Genomic DNA, 16,624 nt, shown 5'->3' on the forward strand with positions numbered 1-16,624 from the left:
CCGGCTATTTTTTCAGCGCTTTAATATACAGGATCACGGATTCGATGTCAGTATCCGTCAAAACGCCTACGAACGAGGGCATTTCCTCATTATATCCCTTTACAATCCTTTTTGACGGTTCCAGGATCGATTCCCTGAGATACTTTTCATCGGCAACTACCTTGGTGCCGTCGTCAAATATACGCTCAGATTTGTACAGATTTTTGAAGGGCGGGCCGTACATCCCGTCGGTTTTGGTACCGGGCGAGTGACAGCCGGCGCAGGCCATTTTCTGGAATATCTCCTGCCCTTTTTCGGCGGATGCTATTTCTGTTTTCGCAGGCTGCGTCGCTATCTCAGCTTTTTTTGAAGTCAGTAATGCCAGATCCACATTCTCGAAACCATATTTTTTCAAATCCATATCGTCTGAGCTATTGACAGTAAAGTAAAAATGGTCGTTCATTTTCCGGCCGTCTTTTGCATTCAGCTTATACCCAACTTCCATTTGCATTACCTCCTTCATGTCGGGAACGAGCAGCAATATTTTTTTCCCATCGGCAGAAATATACGATCCTGCAACCGGCAATAGCTCCTCTCCCGTACTACCATCAAGCTTAAAGTGGCCCGAACCGTACTCCTCCGTTCTCTTATAGTTATATCTTTTTATGTCAAAATTCGCAGCATTCAGCGCAGAAGTCTTGTCTATTTCCGAATCAAAACCAATGATAATGCCCTGGTTACCAGCGTGAAACTGATTTGGCAGATAACTTGGCTTGCCGGTATAACGAAGCCGAAGCAGCGAACTGATACCGACCGATGCAGATCCCCAAAGATTAAAACCGGTCACATACAATTGTTCATCCACCGGATTCAATGCACCTTTCGAAGTGGGCGCCGGATAATTGGCATTGATGTACGAAACGCCACCCTGCATGATCCTCGAAGTACTGTCGATCAACACACGGAAAAGCCCTGGCGTACCGAATGAAAAGTGGATCAGGCTACCATTCAGCGGCCCCATTTTGTTACCCGTAACCCAGGCCTGGCCCAGGCTTGACCGGTCGACGCCATGCGGGATCCACGTTAACGGAGGGGCGATCTCCGGATTATCAGTGCGGTGGGCAGTTGGGATAACGCCGTAATAATCGCCTTTTTTGATCACGTAAATAGGCGTCGACGGCACGAAGTTACCTTGCTGATCAGTTGCTGTCAAAACGCCTGTTTTGGGATTATAACCCAGATACGGGCCACGTAAACCCGTCGCGATCACCTCGGATTTTTTTCCGTCAACTGATATTTTCAGGATCGTACCATTCTGATCCGAGCCGGTGCGGAATCCTTTTCCGGAGGTAGCCGCCGTCATTCCAGGCCCGTTGCTCAGACTTCCGCCTTTGGCCACATAAAAACTTCCATCGGGCGTGTACACCAGGTCCGCCGCCCACTCCCGCGACTCTGCGGATTGCGACATCACATTTGAAAAATTCTCGTAATAGTCTGCATTCCCGTCGTTGTTCAGATCGTGCAGTTTTACGATTCCGTTTCTGTCAAATACATAGATAAAATCTTTCACCACCTCAATGCTCAACGGCTCGTGCAAGCCCGACGCGAACCTTCTCCATTTGATATTTTGCAAATTCTTGTCAATACCCTCAACAGTCCACACATCCCCTTCAAACGTCACCACCGCAGCCCGCCCGTCGGGAAAGAATGCGATATCGGCTACCCGCACGTTGCGTTTCCAGGGGTTGTTCAAAGGTAAAGTCAGCTGGTCGGTAACAAATGCAGCGGTATCCGGAGATAGTTTTCCTGTCGTAGTAATTGTTTCTTTCCACGCAGCAGGGCCACCTTTTTCAAAATCAGGGAGCTGCTCGGGGCGCAAACGCGCCGCTTTTTCGAATGCTTTCAGCGATTTCGCCGGCCCTTTCCACATCACAATAATACCAAGTGACTGCTTGGCCGCCGGAGGGAATTTAACCGTAACATATTTATTCTCATTGATTTCAAGCGACCAGCCTACTTTGCCGGCAATGGAAATGGCTGTCACACTATCCTTATTTGCACCCTGATAGATATACGCAGTCTTTCCTTTCACCTCGCCCGTAGAACCGTTACTGACTTCCGCAGCTATCATATAAAGCTCTTTCTCAACACTTTCAACCCGCAGTTTCCGACGAAAAACCGTTTGGTCCCCAAACTTGAAACTGCCCGGCAACTCGTAGATCTTTGAATTCCCAACCGTGTAATGCAAAATGGCCTCTGAGCCTACCACGTACGATCCGTTCCACCGCGCCTGGTCCGCCGGTAATGCCTTCCAGGTCGGCTCGTTTTCCTGCTTTCCATTCCTGAAAAGTGGCTTTCCAATAGTCCAGCCGGCATAATTGCCCGTCGCGATCTTGGGTTCGCCCGTCAGCCTGGCAATAGCGTTATTCTTATTAAAGAAGTTTTTGTAAGATATCTGCGCCATTAAAACCATAGGCAAAAACTTACCTGTCCACGCCACCGACCACCGCAACTGATCGGTATCAAAGCACACATACGCACTGTCGCCCAGCTGCAATGCAAGCGTGCGCGCCGCCTGGTTATCAGTCGGGAAACCCGCGCCGATCTTCCGGGCATCGACGGAAGTAGAGATATATGGAAAGCCCGGCTCTACGAAAGCGGCCAGTCTAGACGAATCGGGCTGATCGGAGGCAATATGCTGGTATTTGGTATAACTGGTAAGCAAGACAGTCGCGAGGGACAACACCACAACAGAAACAACTCCCCACTTCCTGACCTGATTTTTAACAAACTGAGACATGTAAGAACGAATTAAAAGATCTAGTCCAAAAGTCGGCGGGTACCTAAACCTCCTCATTCGATATAAATCAATATATTTGAAATAAACCGCACGCCAATGTTTTCTTTTTCCCGGCTAAGAAAAGATCATACGTCTGTTTCCACCGAAATCCTCGCCGGACTTTCCTCCTTCCTGGCCACCGCTTACATTATCGTTGTCAACCCGTCGATACTCAGCCAGACGGGCATGCCGTTTTCAGCGGTTTTAACGGCTACGATCCTGGTATCGTTTTTCAGTTCGATGATGATGGGGCTGTACGCCAATAACCCGATCCTCGTCGCGCCGGGAATGGGGCTTAATGCATTCTTTACTTTCACGGCGGTGTTTACGTATAAACTCACCTGGCAGGTCGCATTGGGCACTGTTTTCTGGTCGGGGATATTCTTTTTGCTGCTCTCAATATTTAATGTAAGGTCCTATATTGCAAAAGCGATCCCAAAGCCGCTCCGGTATGCAATCGCCTCAGGGATAGGTATTTTCATTACATTAATAGGGTTTTCAAATGCAAAATTCATCGTCGCAAGTCCGGCTACGATGGTTAGCCTGGGTAACCTCAATGCATCCACACTCACTTTCATTGCCGGCCTGCTGCTCACAGTCGTTCTATTAATAAGAAATGTAAAAGGAAGTATTCTGATAGGTATCGTGCTCACCAGCCTCCTCGCCTGGCCGATCGGGCGCTGGTGGGGAGGGACTGAAACGGTGATCACCATCACTAACCTGGTGGCGCCGCCGGATTTCAGTTTATTGTTTCAGCTCGATCTGGTCAACTCGCTGAAATGGAGCCTGGCGCCCGTTATCCTCGCTTTTGTATTCACGGATATGTTCGACAGCCTGTCCACATTTGTCGGTCTGGCGGAAGCTTCGAACCTGCTCGACGAAAACGGCGAGCCGCGCAATATCAGGAAATCGCTGATCGTAGATGCATTTTCAACCACGGTCGCCGGACTTACCGGCAGCAGCCCCGGTACAGCGTATATTGAATCTGCGGTAGGCATTGAGCAAGGCGGAAGAACGGGCCTCACAGCTATTGCGGGGGCGATTTTGTTCCTGCCATTTCTATTTTTATCCCCATTATTAAGTGCGATCCCCGCTATTGCTACGGCGCCGGCATTGGTTTTAGTTGGGGTTTTTATGATGAAACCGGTTGTGAAAATTAACTGGAACGAGCTGCACGAAGCTTTTCCCGCATTTCTCGCGATGGTACTGATCCCATTTACTTACTCCATTACCCAGGGTATTATCTGGGGATTTCTCAGCTGGACAGCCCTGCATATTTTAACGGGCCGCGCCAGAGAAATTACATTAGCATTGATAATCATCGACTTATTCGCGGTACTCGCATTAATTTTTTAAATCTCTTCATGAAAAAAGTACTACTGCTGCTGGTTTTTTGTTTTGTTCAAATTCAGTCGAATGCGCAGGAAATAATTGGAATACTCGGCGCTTTTCCGCCTGAGTTGAAGCTTTTGAGGGCAAATATGGTCAATCCGAAAGATACCGTGATCCGCTCTGTCGGGTTTATAACCGGTGAACTGAAAGGCCGGAAAGTGGTAGTCGCACAAACCGGCGTGGGTAAAGTGAATGCGGCGATCACTACTACGATCATGCTCGACCATTTCCGCCCCCGCCAGATCATTTTCTCTGGTATTGCAGGTGCCGTGAACCAGGCATTGCGCCCGGGTGACATTGTGATCGGTACCGAGATCGCTTACCACGACTTCGGCGCATTGACCGATGATAAAATGGATTATTGGGCAACCAAAAATCCCCTCACCGACCAGCCCAATCCTACACATTTCAAATGTGATCCTGAGCTGGTACAAAAAGCAATTAAGGTTTCGAAAGGTCTGAAATTTAATCAGATAGCAGGAAAATCAGGAACCCGCGTACCGGCGGTGAGCGAAGGTATCATCGTTACCGGTGATGTTTTTGTTTCCTCCAAAAAAACAGCTGAGCGGCTGCGGAAAGATTTGAATGCGGCCGCTACCGAAATGGAAGGTGCGGCCATCGCGCAGACTTGTTTTCAACAAAATGTGCCTTTCCTGATCATTCGGAGCATGAGCGACAATGCCGACGACCACGCGGCGGAGGATATGGGCAACTTTTATGATATCGCAGCAGCCAATGCAGCCACGCTGGTTATGGCAGTAGTGGAGGCAAAAAACTAGTTCAGCGTATTCAACAAAAAAATCCCTGTACCAGACAGGGATTTCGTTTATATACTGCTTCAAAACCGACCTTAGTTTTGCTTTGGAGTAGATTTTGGTGTTTTGCTTTTGTTACCACCTGCACTACCCGACTGGTTAGTGGCTTCGTTTTGGTTGCCCGGCAATTTGGTTTTGCCTGTTGCATCTCCGTTACTTTTTCCACCTGGTTCACTGCGTTTGCCTGCGCCGGTCGCGCGGCCCGCCTGAGTTGCCGTCGCGGGGCCTCCCTGGTTCTCTTTTCCTCTTCCGTCAGTGGTCCTGCGTTCGCCCTGGATACTTCCGGCAGAGTTACTTGCGGTATCGCCGGTAGCTTTTTGTTTAGGGTTGGTTGATTGGGTTGTTGACTGTGCAAATGCGGCTCCGGTCGCGGTCAGAAAAAACATTGCTATTGATAAGATTGCAGTTTTCATGATTTGTAGCTGGTTTTAGCTGTTGAAAAACGCATTCTGTTAAATAACTATTCCAGCAACATCATTCCAGCACGATTCCGCTGGGCGCTTCGCCCTTTTTTGAACTGTCGGGGTATTGCAATTTTAGCTTTTTTCCCTGTTCGTCGGCCTCTTCGAGCAACTCGAACGTGCGCCGCTCGCCGACCATTAATAATGCCTGAAAAAGAATACCGGCATACGCACTTTCCTTAGTACCCGGCCCTTTTTCCTTTGCAAGATCATTGTAGTGACCAAAAAGTTCTTTCCCTTTTCCCATGGTGAATGTTTGCTTGTTCCTTTCAAAACCGTCTAAAATTGCGTGCCTTTTGTGCCTTTGCAGCGGCGGCGCGCATCTTACATCTGTGGAAAGCATTGAAAGCGGGCTAGTTACTTATAGGCTCCGGCAGATTTAGCAGCGGCATTTGCATTCCTCTTTTCCCGCCTGGAACGGATTTCCGCCTGCATATTCAGGAATGTTTCAACCGGTGCCTGCCTTGCAAAGTAGTTGACAACGTGGGCCGGGATCAGCCCGCCGGGATCTGCACGCAAGGTATATTCGAGCTTCACCTTCCACTCGCCCGCTGGTACGATCTTCCACACACTTTGCGAATGATTTACCCTCACCAGCCCTTTTTTTGGCGCAACTTCACCCGCGACAGCCGGCGAGTTAACGGTGACTATTTTAGTAACAGGGTCTTGTGTGATCTTCAAATGTGTCACGAAATCACGGTTATCAAGCGGCCAGGGCAGACTTACTTCGGTATAATAATAGAGTTCCTGCTCCGAGATCTTTTTCAGCAAAACGCAGACTTTGGCGTGACACATCCATTTGGTAGTAGCCGGAATATCAACCAGCAGATTTAATATTTCCTCCACCGTAGCCTCCATTACATATTCGGCTTTCAACGCTTTGATCCGGGAATCGGGAACCGTTTTACTGTACACTTTAACACCATCTTTCTCAGTAGCGACGACCCAGTCTGGCTGAGCCGCCGCGAAAGCAGCAGGGAATAATATCCCGATTAAGATGACAATTATTTTTTTCATGGCTACACAAAAATTGTCACTCGAAACGCCTCATAGCCAGTCATTTCTTCCAGATCGTCGGATATGCTGTACTAGTTGCAGCATTTCGCCTCCGAACTGAAAATGACGCGGCCCAAAAATTAGACGTATAGTGTTATACGCAAATCCCGACTGCCTGACTTTGTTTGCTGAGTGACAATTCAGGTAGCCTTTACCCTTTTTTTCCGCTCAAATAAAATGATAGTGTGGCATGGTAAGTACTACTAAGCGGGCTCCCACTGTAAGTTGGGAAAATGTACGCGAAATCCGCCTGGAATTTTTTCAGAATCCTGGCGCCGGCACCGGCTGTGACGTATCTCGCATTTTCTTTCCGCTTATCCTGATGGTAATAACCTGCCCGCAATGCAAACGCGTTGTTATACCAATATTCTGCTCCCATTCCGATTTTGATTTCCTGCATTTCCTCCTTAAAACCGCCTGGCGCGTCTGAAAACGATCGGAAAATGGCGTCAAAGTAGGTACCTGAATAGGGAACTCCGTTCACATTGGGAGTTGGTACGAGCAGCTTGCTCAGATCAGCAATGACGTTTATCCTATGCCGGCCAGTCGCCGTGTATGATATCCCGCCTCCTACCCTGAGTTTGGTAGGTAAATAAGATTCCATACCGCCACCGTAATCGACCTTTTCACCAATATTTGACACCACAGCTCCCAGCGACCAGGTGAAATCCTCTCCCGTAGATTCACTTTTAACCTGTTTCCGGTAATAGGCACTGATATCTGCAGCTGCTGTGCGTCCCGGCTCAACAGAATTTCCCCCAATAACAGCGTATCCCAAGTTAGACGAAATGTATTTTAGTGTGAGTCCCATAAAAAAGTTGCGCCCAAGCTGTCTGGAATACATAGCGCTCAAAGCCAGATCCTGCCCGTTGCTGAGAATACCAAAGGGAGCATTTGTACCATAGTCAAAATACTGCACTGACGCGGCAACCGCTTGTTTTTCGCCCAGCTTTTTGTAGGCACTTGCGTAACCCAGCCACATTCCGTTTGTCAGGTTTCGTAACCAGGGCGCGTAGGAAACGGAGGCCCCAAAATCCTCTTCGGCAGCGGCCAGTTTTGAGGAATTGATGTAGGTCGCATTGGCGTCGGGGCTCGATGCGGCGCCTGCATTGCCCATAGCGGCAGTCCGGGCATCGGGGTTGATTTCCAGCATCCACGGCAATCCGGTGGGTATGCCGGAAAACTGCGCGGCAGCCGGTGCACAACTTAACAAGAAAAAACTCAGGGGCAGGATTTTTCCTTTCATAGCAGACAGATTAAGTTGAAGGTTTTTGAGCAATCGGTTACAATGCAATCAACGCAACCATATCTTACTTAGTATGAGAATATTCCGGGTTTTATTTAAAACCGCAAATTGATCTTTCTTAACAAAATACTATCTTACAGCCTCGATACACCCGTCCTCTAAAAAGTTCTCTTGAAACCTGATAGCACGCAACACGTTGCAGATCAACTTGCAAATATTGCCTTATGCAAAATTCCCATCATCCCGACTAATGCGGCAACGCTATCAGATCAGATCTCCACTTTTTTTTCAAGCGTTTTCAACACAAGCGATTTTTCGCCAAGGTGGTACTGTGGGAGCTGGTCCGACTTTCATGGCTGGCTCTACATCCTTTCCGATATCGGGATCGGAGCAGCCTTTTTTGCCATTCCCGTATTGCTTCTCATCGTTTTGCGCCGACGCAAAGACTCCCCTTTTCCCAGGATCTTTCTGCTTTTTATAGCCTTTATCCTCCTCTGTGGTCTAACCCATTTGATCGACGCCGCGATATTCTGGTGGCCGGCTTACCGGCTCAGCGCACTGCTCAGGCTGGCAACTGCAATTGTATCGATCGTCACCGTTTTTGTTTTGTACAAAACGCTTCCGCTAATGAGCAGCCTCCGGTCTGTGCGCGACCTTGAATGCGAGATCGCAAAGCGAAAGGAAGTGGAGGAAAAGCTGGCTGCGAGCGAGTTCCTGCTGTCGGAGGCGGGGCGGATCAGCGAAGTGGGCGGCTGGGAAACGGATCTTGCGACGAAGGTAAGAACCTGGTCTAAAACGGTGTATGCTATATTGGAACTTCCCGACGACTATCCGCTTAACGAACTGAGTTTGTACAGCCACGTTCAGCAACCGTACAAGAAGATCGCAGAAGCAGCGGTGACAGCGGCTATCGAAACAGGGCGGGAGTGGGATGAAGAACTGGTAGCCACTACGCTGACGGGAAAATCAGTGTGGGTAAGGTCCACCGGCCGGCCGCTGTTCGACGAAAATGGCAAAGTGACGAAGCTGCGCGGGATTTTTATGAATATTGATCGATACAAGAATGCCGAGCTTGCATTGAACAAATCGCTCGAACTCACTACCCAGAATAATGTGCAGTTGAAAAATTTCACGCACATCCTGTCCCATAATATCCGGAATCACGCTACCAATATGGTACTGCTTTCCACACTTGTGGACCCGGAGAAGCTCGACCAGGATAATGCACTGCTTTTTGAGAAAATGAAGGACGTTTCAAATGGACTTAATTCCACGCTGGAAGATCTTTCCAAAGCGATCAAGATCAAGGAAAGTGTGGTACAATCCGAACTGATCGACCTGAAAACGATCACGGAAAAAGTGCTGGATATTTTCCATACGGACCTGAATAGGAATAATGCGGTGGTTGATATTTATTTTGAGGAAACAGTTGTCTCATTTCCCAGGGTTTACCTCGAAAGCATTATCACCAACCTGGTATCCAACGCAATTAAATACCGGAAACCGGACAGCCCGCTTCATATCCAGCTGAAATGTTACCAGGACCAGGAGGAGAGAACGGTACTGGAATGCCGCGACAACGGGCTGGGAATTGATCTGGCGCTACACGGTAAAAAGATATTCGGACTTTACAAAACCTTCCACAACCGCAGTGACGCGTACGGAGTGGGATTATTTTTGGTAAAAACGCAGATTGAATCCCAGGGGGGGAAAATTGAAGTGGAAAGTGAGCCGGGTGTAGGATCAGCTTTTAAAATAATATTTAATGGAGAAGATAAATAACCTCTGGGTAGTCGACGACGACGAGATCTACCGTTTTGCCGTCAACATCATCATCGACAGGTCGGCGATCGCAAAACAAACCAACTACTTCAATAACGGGCAGCTCGCGATCGACGCTTTTAATGAAAACCTGAGTACTCCCGACAAACTCCCCGACCTGATCCTGCTGGATCTGAACATGCCCGTTCTCGACGGCTGGCAGTTCCTGGACGCTGTTGGTAAGCTGCTGCCAACGGTTCAAAAGAAGGTGCATATTTTTCTCGTGAGCTCCTCAAATGACGAAGAAGACTTTGCCCGGGCGCAGTCGCTCAGCGAAGTGCAGGACCTGATCGTCAAACCACTGACACCCAAAGTGCTGGCTGAAATATTGGCCCGTATCCAGACAGGCCCGGTTATCTATTAACATTTTTTTTCTCTGAAACACAAAGCTATAAAGTGCTCTGACGCAGTGCATTCGCCACTTCTGCGTTCCAAATCTGTTGTTGCTTGAATAATCATGATATTTTTAAGATCATTTATTTGATACTTATTATATCATTGCTATTTTTGTAGTGTTACTAATCATTGACATTCAACAGACTACAAGATGAAAAGTATTCACATCAACAACAATCATCCCAGTACCTTAACCAGTATCCGCAATCACATGCTGGAATACCTTCTGATCTTCTCCTGCGACGAAGTGACGAAGGCACATATAACGAGTGTAAAAGAGTTTTTTGAGCGGCGTTACGGTTGTAAGTTCGCTGCCAACCTGACTCCGCACATGGCTTTAATGCAATGCATTATCCATGAAAGTAAAGTGGACCGGGTTGTTCAGGGATGCAAAAAAGTGGCAGAAACCTCCGCTCCGTTTAAAATGGAACTCAATGGTTTTGACAAATATGACCGCGGTACCATGTATGTAGACGTAGCTGCACCTGCTTCCGGGAAAATACTGGAAATCGTAAAAAACCTGAAAACAGATATTGATAAACATATTCAGCAGTGGTCGCCGGCAGAGCACGAATACTGCACAGACCCGCATTATACGATCGCGCGTAATATGACTGAAAAGCAGCTGGACCAGGCGTGGTTTGAGTGGAGGTACCAGCAATTTTCGGCCAACTTTCAGGTCAATGAGATGCAGCTGCTGAGGAGGTCACTCGTAAAAGGTGATAAATTCCAGATCGTGGAGCGTTTTCCTCTGAAAGGACTGCCCAGCGCACAGTTTGTTCAGGCCGCACTATTTTAATGCATGAAAGCAGATCAATACTTGATCTGCTCGTCCGTGTAGTAAGTTTTTCTGCTGCCTACCGTTGCATTTTTAATCTGTCCACCGGTTGGGCTGGTTTTCCGTTTGTGGTTATGTACCACCATAAAATCACGGATCTCGCCTGAAATGATATCCGGATTAGACTCCCTGATCTTTTCGATAGAATCGTTTACAACGCTTTTTATTGCCTTGGCGAGCTTGTGGACTTCTTTTGCAGGAATTTGATTGGCAATGGACTCTGGATGGATTTTTGCTTCCCAAAGGATTTCATCTGCGTATGCATTACCAATACCACCGATGATCTTGGGATCACAAATTACTGTCTTTACAGGCGACCTGCGTTTTTTCAACTGTGCTTCCAGCCATTCCGGTGTCATTTCATCGGAAAGTGCATCTACAACCATATTCTCTTTTGGATTGAGTGAGATTTTGGCTGCTTTCTGATAATCAGACAACACCAGTGGCTCAGTACCTTCAAATAAAAAAGCCGCTACAAATGCTTTGGGCAAAGTTTCGGGTGTACTGAGCTGGCCATGTAACATCAAATGCATGGAAACAACCTGATCGTCACCAAAATTGAAATATAGCTCCTTGGCTTTTCGGTCGACGCTTTTCAGTTTTTTGCCGGAAAGCGCTTTTTCAAAATCCTTTTCGGAAGCTTCGATCTTGGCGCCGGAGCCGATTTCCACTTTTTGAAGCTTCTTATTTTTGAAACGCTTTTCAAGGTTTTTCTTAAAGATTTCGAGGTCGACTATTTCCGGCATGTTTTCGCAGTTTTTGTAGGATGATCAATCAAAAATAATGATTCCAATCTATGCTCTGTTGGTTGCGTGATATATAAATCTAGCTTGAAACTAAGCTAGACATTTTCAGTTTTTTACGAGAAATGGTTTTGTGACGAAAAGGCCGAAATAGACTTTTTGGGATTTCAGATCGACCATATCTTTGAAGAAACTATCATTAAACCGGCTGGTGTAACCTATTTTTATCCCGGCCTGCAATCCGTTAAAATTACCGTCTTCCCGCTTCGTGAGAAAATATACCGGAATATCGAGATTGAGCTTTTCACTTTTGACAATCCAGGTTACGCTCGGATTAAGCCCCAGGACCGGTACTCTATCCCTGGTTATCATTTGTCGGAGCTCGGCTTTGATCCGCGAGCCGATACTTTTTGCCGGCGCTCCGTATGTGACCTCAGAGGTGAATGCGTGACCATTGGTCCCAACGGGAAACGAATAATCGAGCACGTCGCTTCCGCTTGCATAATTGACGACCAGGCCGTACGAAAAAGAATAATAGGTATAAAGATTTTTGAATTTGGAAAATGCAAGATTGAAATTTTTCCCCACGCGGGTCGCGGCGGAAGGTCTTGCGGCAAGCGAATCGGTGATGTAGTCGAATCCGACGCGACTGGCGCTGAACCTGGCTGTGAATATCCACGGCGTTTCAAAAGCATCGAGATTGATCGCGCCGGCTTCAATCAATTCCTTTTTGTCGGCCTCGTCCATATCCAGAAATGTTACATCGTTGGCCGGATCAATTTTCTTTCGCTCACGCACTTTCTGTTTTACCTCGATAAATTTCCGCAAGTCAGTGATCGGCAGCTTCGTCGGAATAAGTGTGCGTCCGATGGTCCGCTGCCAGGCGACCGAAAATGTGGTCCCGGTGGTAATGCCTTCCAAATCCAGAAAAGTAGCGGATCCGGGTTTTTCAGAAAAAGATTGTGAAAGGCCAATATTGAAAAGGCTTTCGCCCGCATTGACAGAAAACTTAGCCTCGGCTTGTGTGTCCGAAAAAAGTGAAGTCAGACTAATGCTGGGCAGATTGCTCACTGTCCCTGCATTGGCGACATTATTATTGGATTGTAACTTTTCGTTCAGGTTTTTTCTGGCAATAACAGTCTCCTGATCCGAAAAATCTTCCGCGTCCTGCGCGTGGCCTTCCCCGCCCATTAATATGCCCGCAATCAGGACAAGTTGTAAAAATCGTTTGTTCATATCTGCATTTGAGTTAGCTGACCTGAAATTCCCCTCCGCTAAAATCCGTATCTCCGCCTTTCAATGTCCTGGGCCCTACTCCCGTCCCGGGCACTGCCACGCCATTGCTCGTCATCCGAATATAATACCGAGTTAAATTGTCCTTTCCGTTCACCTGCCACTGGTATTCGTGCCTGCCTGCTTCAAGGATCATTGTTTTAGAATCGATGGAATCCCTTGCGCTGATAATCTGGTTACCGTCAAGAAAAAAGGTGAGCGTACCGTGCTCCACCAGTGTGCTGATGTGAAAATTTGATGAAAGTGTCTTGAATTGTGCCATCGCTGAGCTGGATAATTGGTTAGAAAATCGCCGGATTATTTCCTGAATAATCAATAGCAATATAACGAAATCCTCAGCTACATTCTGGAACGGGCTACCAGGAAATGCTATGAAATTTCGGAAGGTTTTGAAAATCCTTTTCCGGTAAAAAAACAATATCCCCCTATTAATAGCAAAGACACAATTTCGGCTAAGCCTCTTGCAAGCCAGACCCCGTTTAAACCTAGAAAATAAGGTAAAATCCAGGCGAACAAAGCGACCAGCAAGCCTCCTTTCAACACATTCATGATAATGGAAACAGTGGTTTGACCGGTGCTTTGCAAGTAGGCCGAGAGGATATAATTCGGGCCGGCAGCTAGAAAAAGGGTGAAATACCATCCCATACCGTTAGTCGCTATCTGGCCGAATTCCTTTGTTTCCTTCCCGGAAAAAAGGGCGACCAGCGGCTGCGGAAATGCGAAACCGGCTCCGGCGACGGCGATACCAAGAAGGAATGTAAACAGCAGGGCGAAAAGAAAAACTTCGCGCGCACGGCTGAACTTCTGCGCACCGAGATTGAAGGAAATAATAGGCAGGGAGGCGATCATGGCGGCTGTAAAAAATCTCAGGAATATAAAACTAATGTAATTGATCATCCCGAAAGCAGCAACTGCCAGCGCACCATGCGCCACAACCCGGCGGTTAATGATCAGCAAGCCAGTAGAAAAAGCGATTTCCGACGCAAACGAAGGTACCCCCAGACGCAGCAACTCCCTCCATTCCTGAAAGTGTAAAGTGAGATGGAAGCCTCGAAAATTCACATGCCCTTTTCCTCTTCGAATATGAAAAAACAGGAAAAGGTTACCCGAAAAAATAGCCAGTGTCGTGGCTACCGACGCGCCGGTTACGCCAAAGTTAAACACAACAATTAGGACCAGATCAAGGACTATATTCACAAAAACCGCAAGTAACGAGGCATTCCGGGAAGTTTTCGGGCTGCCGTCATTGCTCACAAAATTGCTCCAGAACATGCGTATAAAGAAAAACGGTAGTCCCAGGAATTGCCACAGCATGTAGTCTGAGGTGCTTTGCGCAATCTTTTCGTTTTCAGTACCAGCAAGGAAGTCGGCTATGGGCCTGACGACGAATGGGGCGGACAGAGCGATCATACCGCCGAATAGCAAACCGAGCGTGGTAGCAAACCTGAATATCTTCCCCACCTTGGGATAATCGGCTGCACCGATATTTTTGCTGATCATGATCCCGCCGCCAACCATAATCGGCAAGGTGAGCGCGATAAAAACGAGCAATACCGATCCGTACAACCCAACAGCCGCCAAACCTTCCTTACCCACCTGCCTGCCGAGGATAATACCATTGATCACCTGATGCGCGGTCACTGAAAGAATGCTGATCAGCGCTGGAACGTAATATTTGAAGAACAGCGGTTTGACGGGCGCTTCTGCGAGAGGGTTCTGATCTTTCATAGCCGCGAAATACCGCAAAAAGCAGCTAGCACCAAGCCGGTTACCTGATAATTTCGAGATTTTAAGGGAAATTTTGACCTAAATATTCACGACTTTTACTATTACAGCTTCACTAAACCGCGGGATCCCATTGAAAATAAAACTTCTATTCTCGACCCTGTTGATCACTACTTCGTCTTTTCTTGCGCGGAGCCAGTCTTTTAACAATTTCCCCGTAACAACCCAAAAACCGCCGCTGCATGGGAAACATTGGATGGGGATTACCGGAAAGCCACTGGCCGCGACTGCCGGGGCGATGATTTTTAGTAAAGGCGGAAATGCAGTCGACGCTTCCTGCGCTATGCTGGCTGCCACTTGCACGATGTGGGATGTACTGAGCTGGGGCGGCGAAACGCAGGCTTTGATCTACAATCCAAAAACGAAAAAGGTGATTGCGATCAATGCGATGGGCGTGGCCCCGACCGGAGCTACGGCTGATTTTTACAAAAAGAAAGGAATGAAATACCCACCGGAATACGGTCCGCTGGCCGCGACTACGCCGGGAACGCCGGGCGGATTGATGACGATATTGGCAGAATATGGCACTATGAGCCTGAAAGAAGTTTTGGCTCCGGCTATGCAAATGGCGGAAGGTTATCCGATCGAGGCGCAAACTGCGAATGCGATTGAGCGCGATAAAGCCGAGATCAAAAAATGGCCTTATTCTACCAAAATCTTCCTGCCGCATTTGGGACAGCCAAGAGAAGCGCCTGACGCCGGGGAGATTTTTGTGCAAAAGGATCTGCTGGCGACGCTGCAAAAGCTGGTGGACACGGAGCAGCAGGCACTCAAAAAAGGAAAGAATAGAAAAGATGCCATATATGCAGCTTATGACAGGTTTTATAAAGGGGATATTGCCAAAGAAATCGCCAGAGGTACCCAGGAACAAGGCGGGCTGATCACCGAACAGGATCTTGCGACCTGGAAAGTAAAGATCGAAGAGCCGCTGGTGACGAATTATAAGGGTATTGATGTGTATAAAATGCAGCAATGGACGCAGGGGCCGGTGATGTTGCAGGCACTTAATATGCTCGAAAACTTCGATCTGAAAGGAATGGGCTATAATTCGTCAAAATATGTGCATACCCTGTACCAGGTAATGAACCTTGCTTTTGCCGACCGTGACTTTTACTATGGCGACCCGGCATTTGCGCCCGAAGAGCCGATGAAAGGGTTACTGTCGAAAGAATATGCGAAGGAGCGGATCAAGCAGATCGACCTGGAAAAGAATGACGCAAAAGTGCTTCCTGGTGATCCCTACCCTTTTGAAGGCAAGAAAAATCCTTACGCTGATCAGCTCAAAAGCTGGGGTAATTTTCATGCAGTATTAAACCAAAACCAAGACGGGCCGAGCGAGCAGTTTATGAAGGAATTTACGGCTGGTACCACGTCGGTGGAGGCGGCCGACGAGGAAGGCTGGGTAGTGAGCATTACGCCGAGCGGCGGCTGGGTACCTGCTTGCATTGCTGGAAATACGGGCGTGGGATTGAGCCAGCGGATGCAATCTTTCGTGCTCGACGCCCGTGAAAACCCTTTCAATGTGGTGGAACCGGGCAAAAGGCCACGCGTGACGCTCACGCCAAGTCTTGCGTTAAAAGACGGAAAACCGTTTCTTTCATTTGCCAAGCAAGCGGGCGACGAGCAGGATCAGCTTCTGCTGCAATTCTTTTTGAATATGGTTGATTTTGGAATGACCGTGCAGGAAGCTACGGAAGCGCCGAGTTTTAAAACGCTGCAAATGTACGGGAGTTTCGGAGCGCACGAAAAGATCCCGGGCGGGCTGATATTGAACGAATCGATGCCCGACTGGACCAGGAAGGAGCTATCCAAAATGGGTTACAAACTCTCCTACCAGCCCAGGACCAGCGGCCCGATCAATGCAATTTACTTCGATTGGCAGCACGGCAGCTTCTGGGGCGGATCCAGTAACCACGGGGAAGATTATGGATTTGGCTGGTAGATTCCGCCGTAGCAGCAT

15 protein-coding genes are annotated in these 16,624 nt (G+C 48.0%); 6 read left to right on the forward strand and 9 right to left on the reverse strand.

The features are described 5' to 3' along the window. Window positions 1-4 precede the first annotated feature (4 nt). Window positions 5-2,779 carry a DUF6797 domain-containing protein gene (locus KOD92_RS04335; RefSeq protein WP_215232275.1) on the reverse strand — a complete coding sequence of 925 codons (2,775 nt, stop codon included), beginning with the start codon at window positions 2,777-2,779 and terminating at the stop codon, window positions 5-7. 96 nt (window positions 2,780-2,875) lie between these two features. Here KOD92_RS04335 and KOD92_RS04340 point away from each other — a divergent pair, with 96 nt between their 5' ends. Both KOD92_RS04340 and KOD92_RS04345 read left to right on the forward strand, forming a co-directional pair. Beyond that, on the forward strand, window positions 2,876-4,174 hold the full coding sequence (locus KOD92_RS04340; protein WP_215232276.1) for an NCS2 family permease: 1,299 nt from the start codon (window positions 2,876-2,878) through the stop codon (window positions 4,172-4,174). 8 nt (window positions 4,175-4,182) lie between these two features. Then, on the forward strand, window positions 4,183-4,989 hold the full coding sequence (locus KOD92_RS04345) for a 5'-methylthioadenosine/adenosylhomocysteine nucleosidase (RefSeq protein ID WP_215232277.1): 807 nt from the start codon (window positions 4,183-4,185) through the stop codon (window positions 4,987-4,989). Window positions 4,990-5,060: 71 nt separating this feature from the next. Here the strand turns inward: KOD92_RS04345 and KOD92_RS04350 are convergent, their stop codons facing one another. The 4 genes from KOD92_RS04350 to porV all read right to left on the reverse strand — a co-directional run bounded on the left by KOD92_RS04350 (window position 5,061) and on the right by porV (window position 7,788). Then, window positions 5,061-5,438, reverse strand: coding sequence for a hypothetical protein (locus KOD92_RS04350; protein ID WP_215232278.1), 378 nt, complete (start codon window positions 5,436-5,438; stop codon window positions 5,061-5,063). A 61-nt stretch (window positions 5,439-5,499) separates the two neighbouring features. Next, a complete protein-coding gene (locus KOD92_RS04355) occupies window positions 5,500-5,829 on the reverse strand; it encodes a hypothetical protein (RefSeq protein WP_229254515.1) in 330 nt (109 codons plus the stop codon). A 14-nt stretch (window positions 5,830-5,843) separates the two neighbouring features. Continuing rightward, window positions 5,844-6,503: an START domain-containing protein gene (locus KOD92_RS04360; protein WP_215232279.1), complete on the reverse strand. Its 660-nt coding sequence runs from the start codon at window positions 6,501-6,503 to the stop codon at window positions 5,844-5,846. A gap of 190 nt (window positions 6,504-6,693) precedes the next feature. Next, window positions 6,694-7,788: a type IX secretion system outer membrane channel protein PorV gene (porV, locus tag KOD92_RS04365; protein ID WP_215232280.1), complete on the reverse strand. Its 1,095-nt coding sequence runs from the start codon at window positions 7,786-7,788 to the stop codon at window positions 6,694-6,696. A 171-nt stretch (window positions 7,789-7,959) separates the two neighbouring features. On the opposite strand from porV, the gene KOD92_RS04370 reads away from it, so the two are divergent. The 3 genes from KOD92_RS04370 (at window position 7,960) to KOD92_RS04380 (ending at window position 10,804) form a co-directional block, all read left to right on the forward strand. After that, the gene (locus KOD92_RS04370) at window positions 7,960-9,570 is read left to right on the forward strand and encodes a sensor histidine kinase (RefSeq protein ID WP_215232281.1); all 1,611 of its coding nucleotides are present in this window, start codon (window positions 7,960-7,962) and stop codon (window positions 9,568-9,570) included. Then, complete coding sequence (locus tag KOD92_RS04375; RefSeq protein WP_215232282.1) at window positions 9,554-9,973, forward strand: response regulator; 420 nt, start codon at window positions 9,554-9,556, stop codon at window positions 9,971-9,973. Before KOD92_RS04370 ends, KOD92_RS04375 begins: the two co-directional genes overlap by 17 nt. Window positions 9,974-10,156: 183 nt before the next feature. Then, window positions 10,157-10,804, forward strand: a complete 648-nt coding sequence (locus KOD92_RS04380) for a 2'-5' RNA ligase family protein (RefSeq protein ID WP_215232283.1) — start codon at window positions 10,157-10,159, stop codon at window positions 10,802-10,804. A 14-nt stretch (window positions 10,805-10,818) separates the two neighbouring features. Here the strand turns inward: KOD92_RS04380 and KOD92_RS04385 are convergent, their stop codons facing one another. The 4 genes from KOD92_RS04385 to KOD92_RS04400 form a co-directional block, all read right to left on the reverse strand. Continuing rightward, complete coding sequence (locus KOD92_RS04385) at window positions 10,819-11,589, reverse strand: Fpg/Nei family DNA glycosylase (RefSeq protein ID WP_215232284.1); 771 nt, start codon at window positions 11,587-11,589, stop codon at window positions 10,819-10,821. Between the two features lie 105 nt (window positions 11,590-11,694). Beyond that, window positions 11,695-12,822, reverse strand: a complete 1,128-nt coding sequence (locus tag KOD92_RS04390) for a hypothetical protein (RefSeq protein ID WP_215232285.1) — start codon at window positions 12,820-12,822, stop codon at window positions 11,695-11,697. A gap of 13 nt (window positions 12,823-12,835) precedes the next feature. Then, a complete protein-coding gene (locus tag KOD92_RS04395) occupies window positions 12,836-13,141 on the reverse strand; it encodes a hypothetical protein (RefSeq protein WP_215232286.1) in 306 nt (101 codons plus the stop codon). Window positions 13,142-13,248: 107 nt separating this feature from the next. Further along, entirely contained in the window at window positions 13,249-14,607 is a 1,359-nt protein-coding gene (locus tag KOD92_RS04400; protein ID WP_215232287.1) for an MATE family efflux transporter, read from the reverse strand. Window positions 14,608-14,860: 253 nt separating this feature from the next. Between KOD92_RS04400 and KOD92_RS04405 the strand changes: the two genes are divergently transcribed. Further along, the gene (locus KOD92_RS04405; protein ID WP_229254558.1) at window positions 14,861-16,606 is read left to right on the forward strand and encodes a gamma-glutamyltransferase family protein; all 1,746 of its coding nucleotides are present in this window, start codon (window positions 14,861-14,863) and stop codon (window positions 16,604-16,606) included. Window positions 16,607-16,624: the final 18 nt, after the last annotated feature.

The sequence above is a fragment of the Dyadobacter linearis genome (genome assembly GCF_907165045.1).
Classification (GTDB): Bacteria; Bacteroidota; Bacteroidia; order Cytophagales; family Spirosomataceae; genus Dyadobacter; species Dyadobacter linearis.

Bases quoted from the DNA above. Each gene is read 5' to 3' on its own strand.
- KOD92_RS04385 (WP_215232284.1), bottom strand. From the start codon at position 11,589: ATGCCGGAAATAGTCGACCTCGAAATCTTTAAGAAAAACCTTGAAAAG.
- KOD92_RS04375 (WP_215232282.1), top strand. From the start codon at position 9,554: ATGGAGAAGATAAATAACCTCTGGGTAGTCGACGACGACGAGATCTAC.
- KOD92_RS04360 (WP_215232279.1), bottom strand. From the start codon at position 6,503: ATGAAAAAAATAATTGTCATCTTAATCGGGATATTATTCCCTGCTGCT.
- KOD92_RS04400 (WP_215232287.1), bottom strand. From the start codon at position 14,607: ATGAAAGATCAGAACCCTCTCGCAGAAGCGCCCGTCAAACCGCTGTTC.
- KOD92_RS04395 (WP_215232286.1), bottom strand. From the start codon at position 13,141: ATGGCACAATTCAAGACACTTTCATCAAATTTTCACATCAGCACACTG.
- KOD92_RS04340 (WP_215232276.1), top strand. From the start codon at position 2,876: ATGTTTTCTTTTTCCCGGCTAAGAAAAGATCATACGTCTGTTTCCACC.
- KOD92_RS04345 (WP_215232277.1), top strand. From the start codon at position 4,183: ATGAAAAAAGTACTACTGCTGCTGGTTTTTTGTTTTGTTCAAATTCAG.
- KOD92_RS04405 (WP_229254558.1), top strand. From the start codon at position 14,861: ATGGGGATTACCGGAAAGCCACTGGCCGCGACTGCCGGGGCGATGATT.
- KOD92_RS04390 (WP_215232285.1), bottom strand. From the start codon at position 12,822: ATGAACAAACGATTTTTACAACTTGTCCTGATTGCGGGCATATTAATG.
- porV (WP_215232280.1), bottom strand. From the start codon at position 7,788: ATGAAAGGAAAAATCCTGCCCCTGAGTTTTTTCTTGTTAAGTTGTGCA.
- KOD92_RS04350 (WP_215232278.1), bottom strand. From the start codon at position 5,438: ATGAAAACTGCAATCTTATCAATAGCAATGTTTTTTCTGACCGCGACC.
- KOD92_RS04380 (WP_215232283.1), top strand. From the start codon at position 10,157: ATGAAAAGTATTCACATCAACAACAATCATCCCAGTACCTTAACCAGT.
- KOD92_RS04335 (WP_215232275.1), bottom strand. From the start codon at position 2,779: ATGTCTCAGTTTGTTAAAAATCAGGTCAGGAAGTGGGGAGTTGTTTCT.
- KOD92_RS04355 (WP_229254515.1), bottom strand. From the start codon at position 5,829: ATGCTTTCCACAGATGTAAGATGCGCGCCGCCGCTGCAAAGGCACAAA.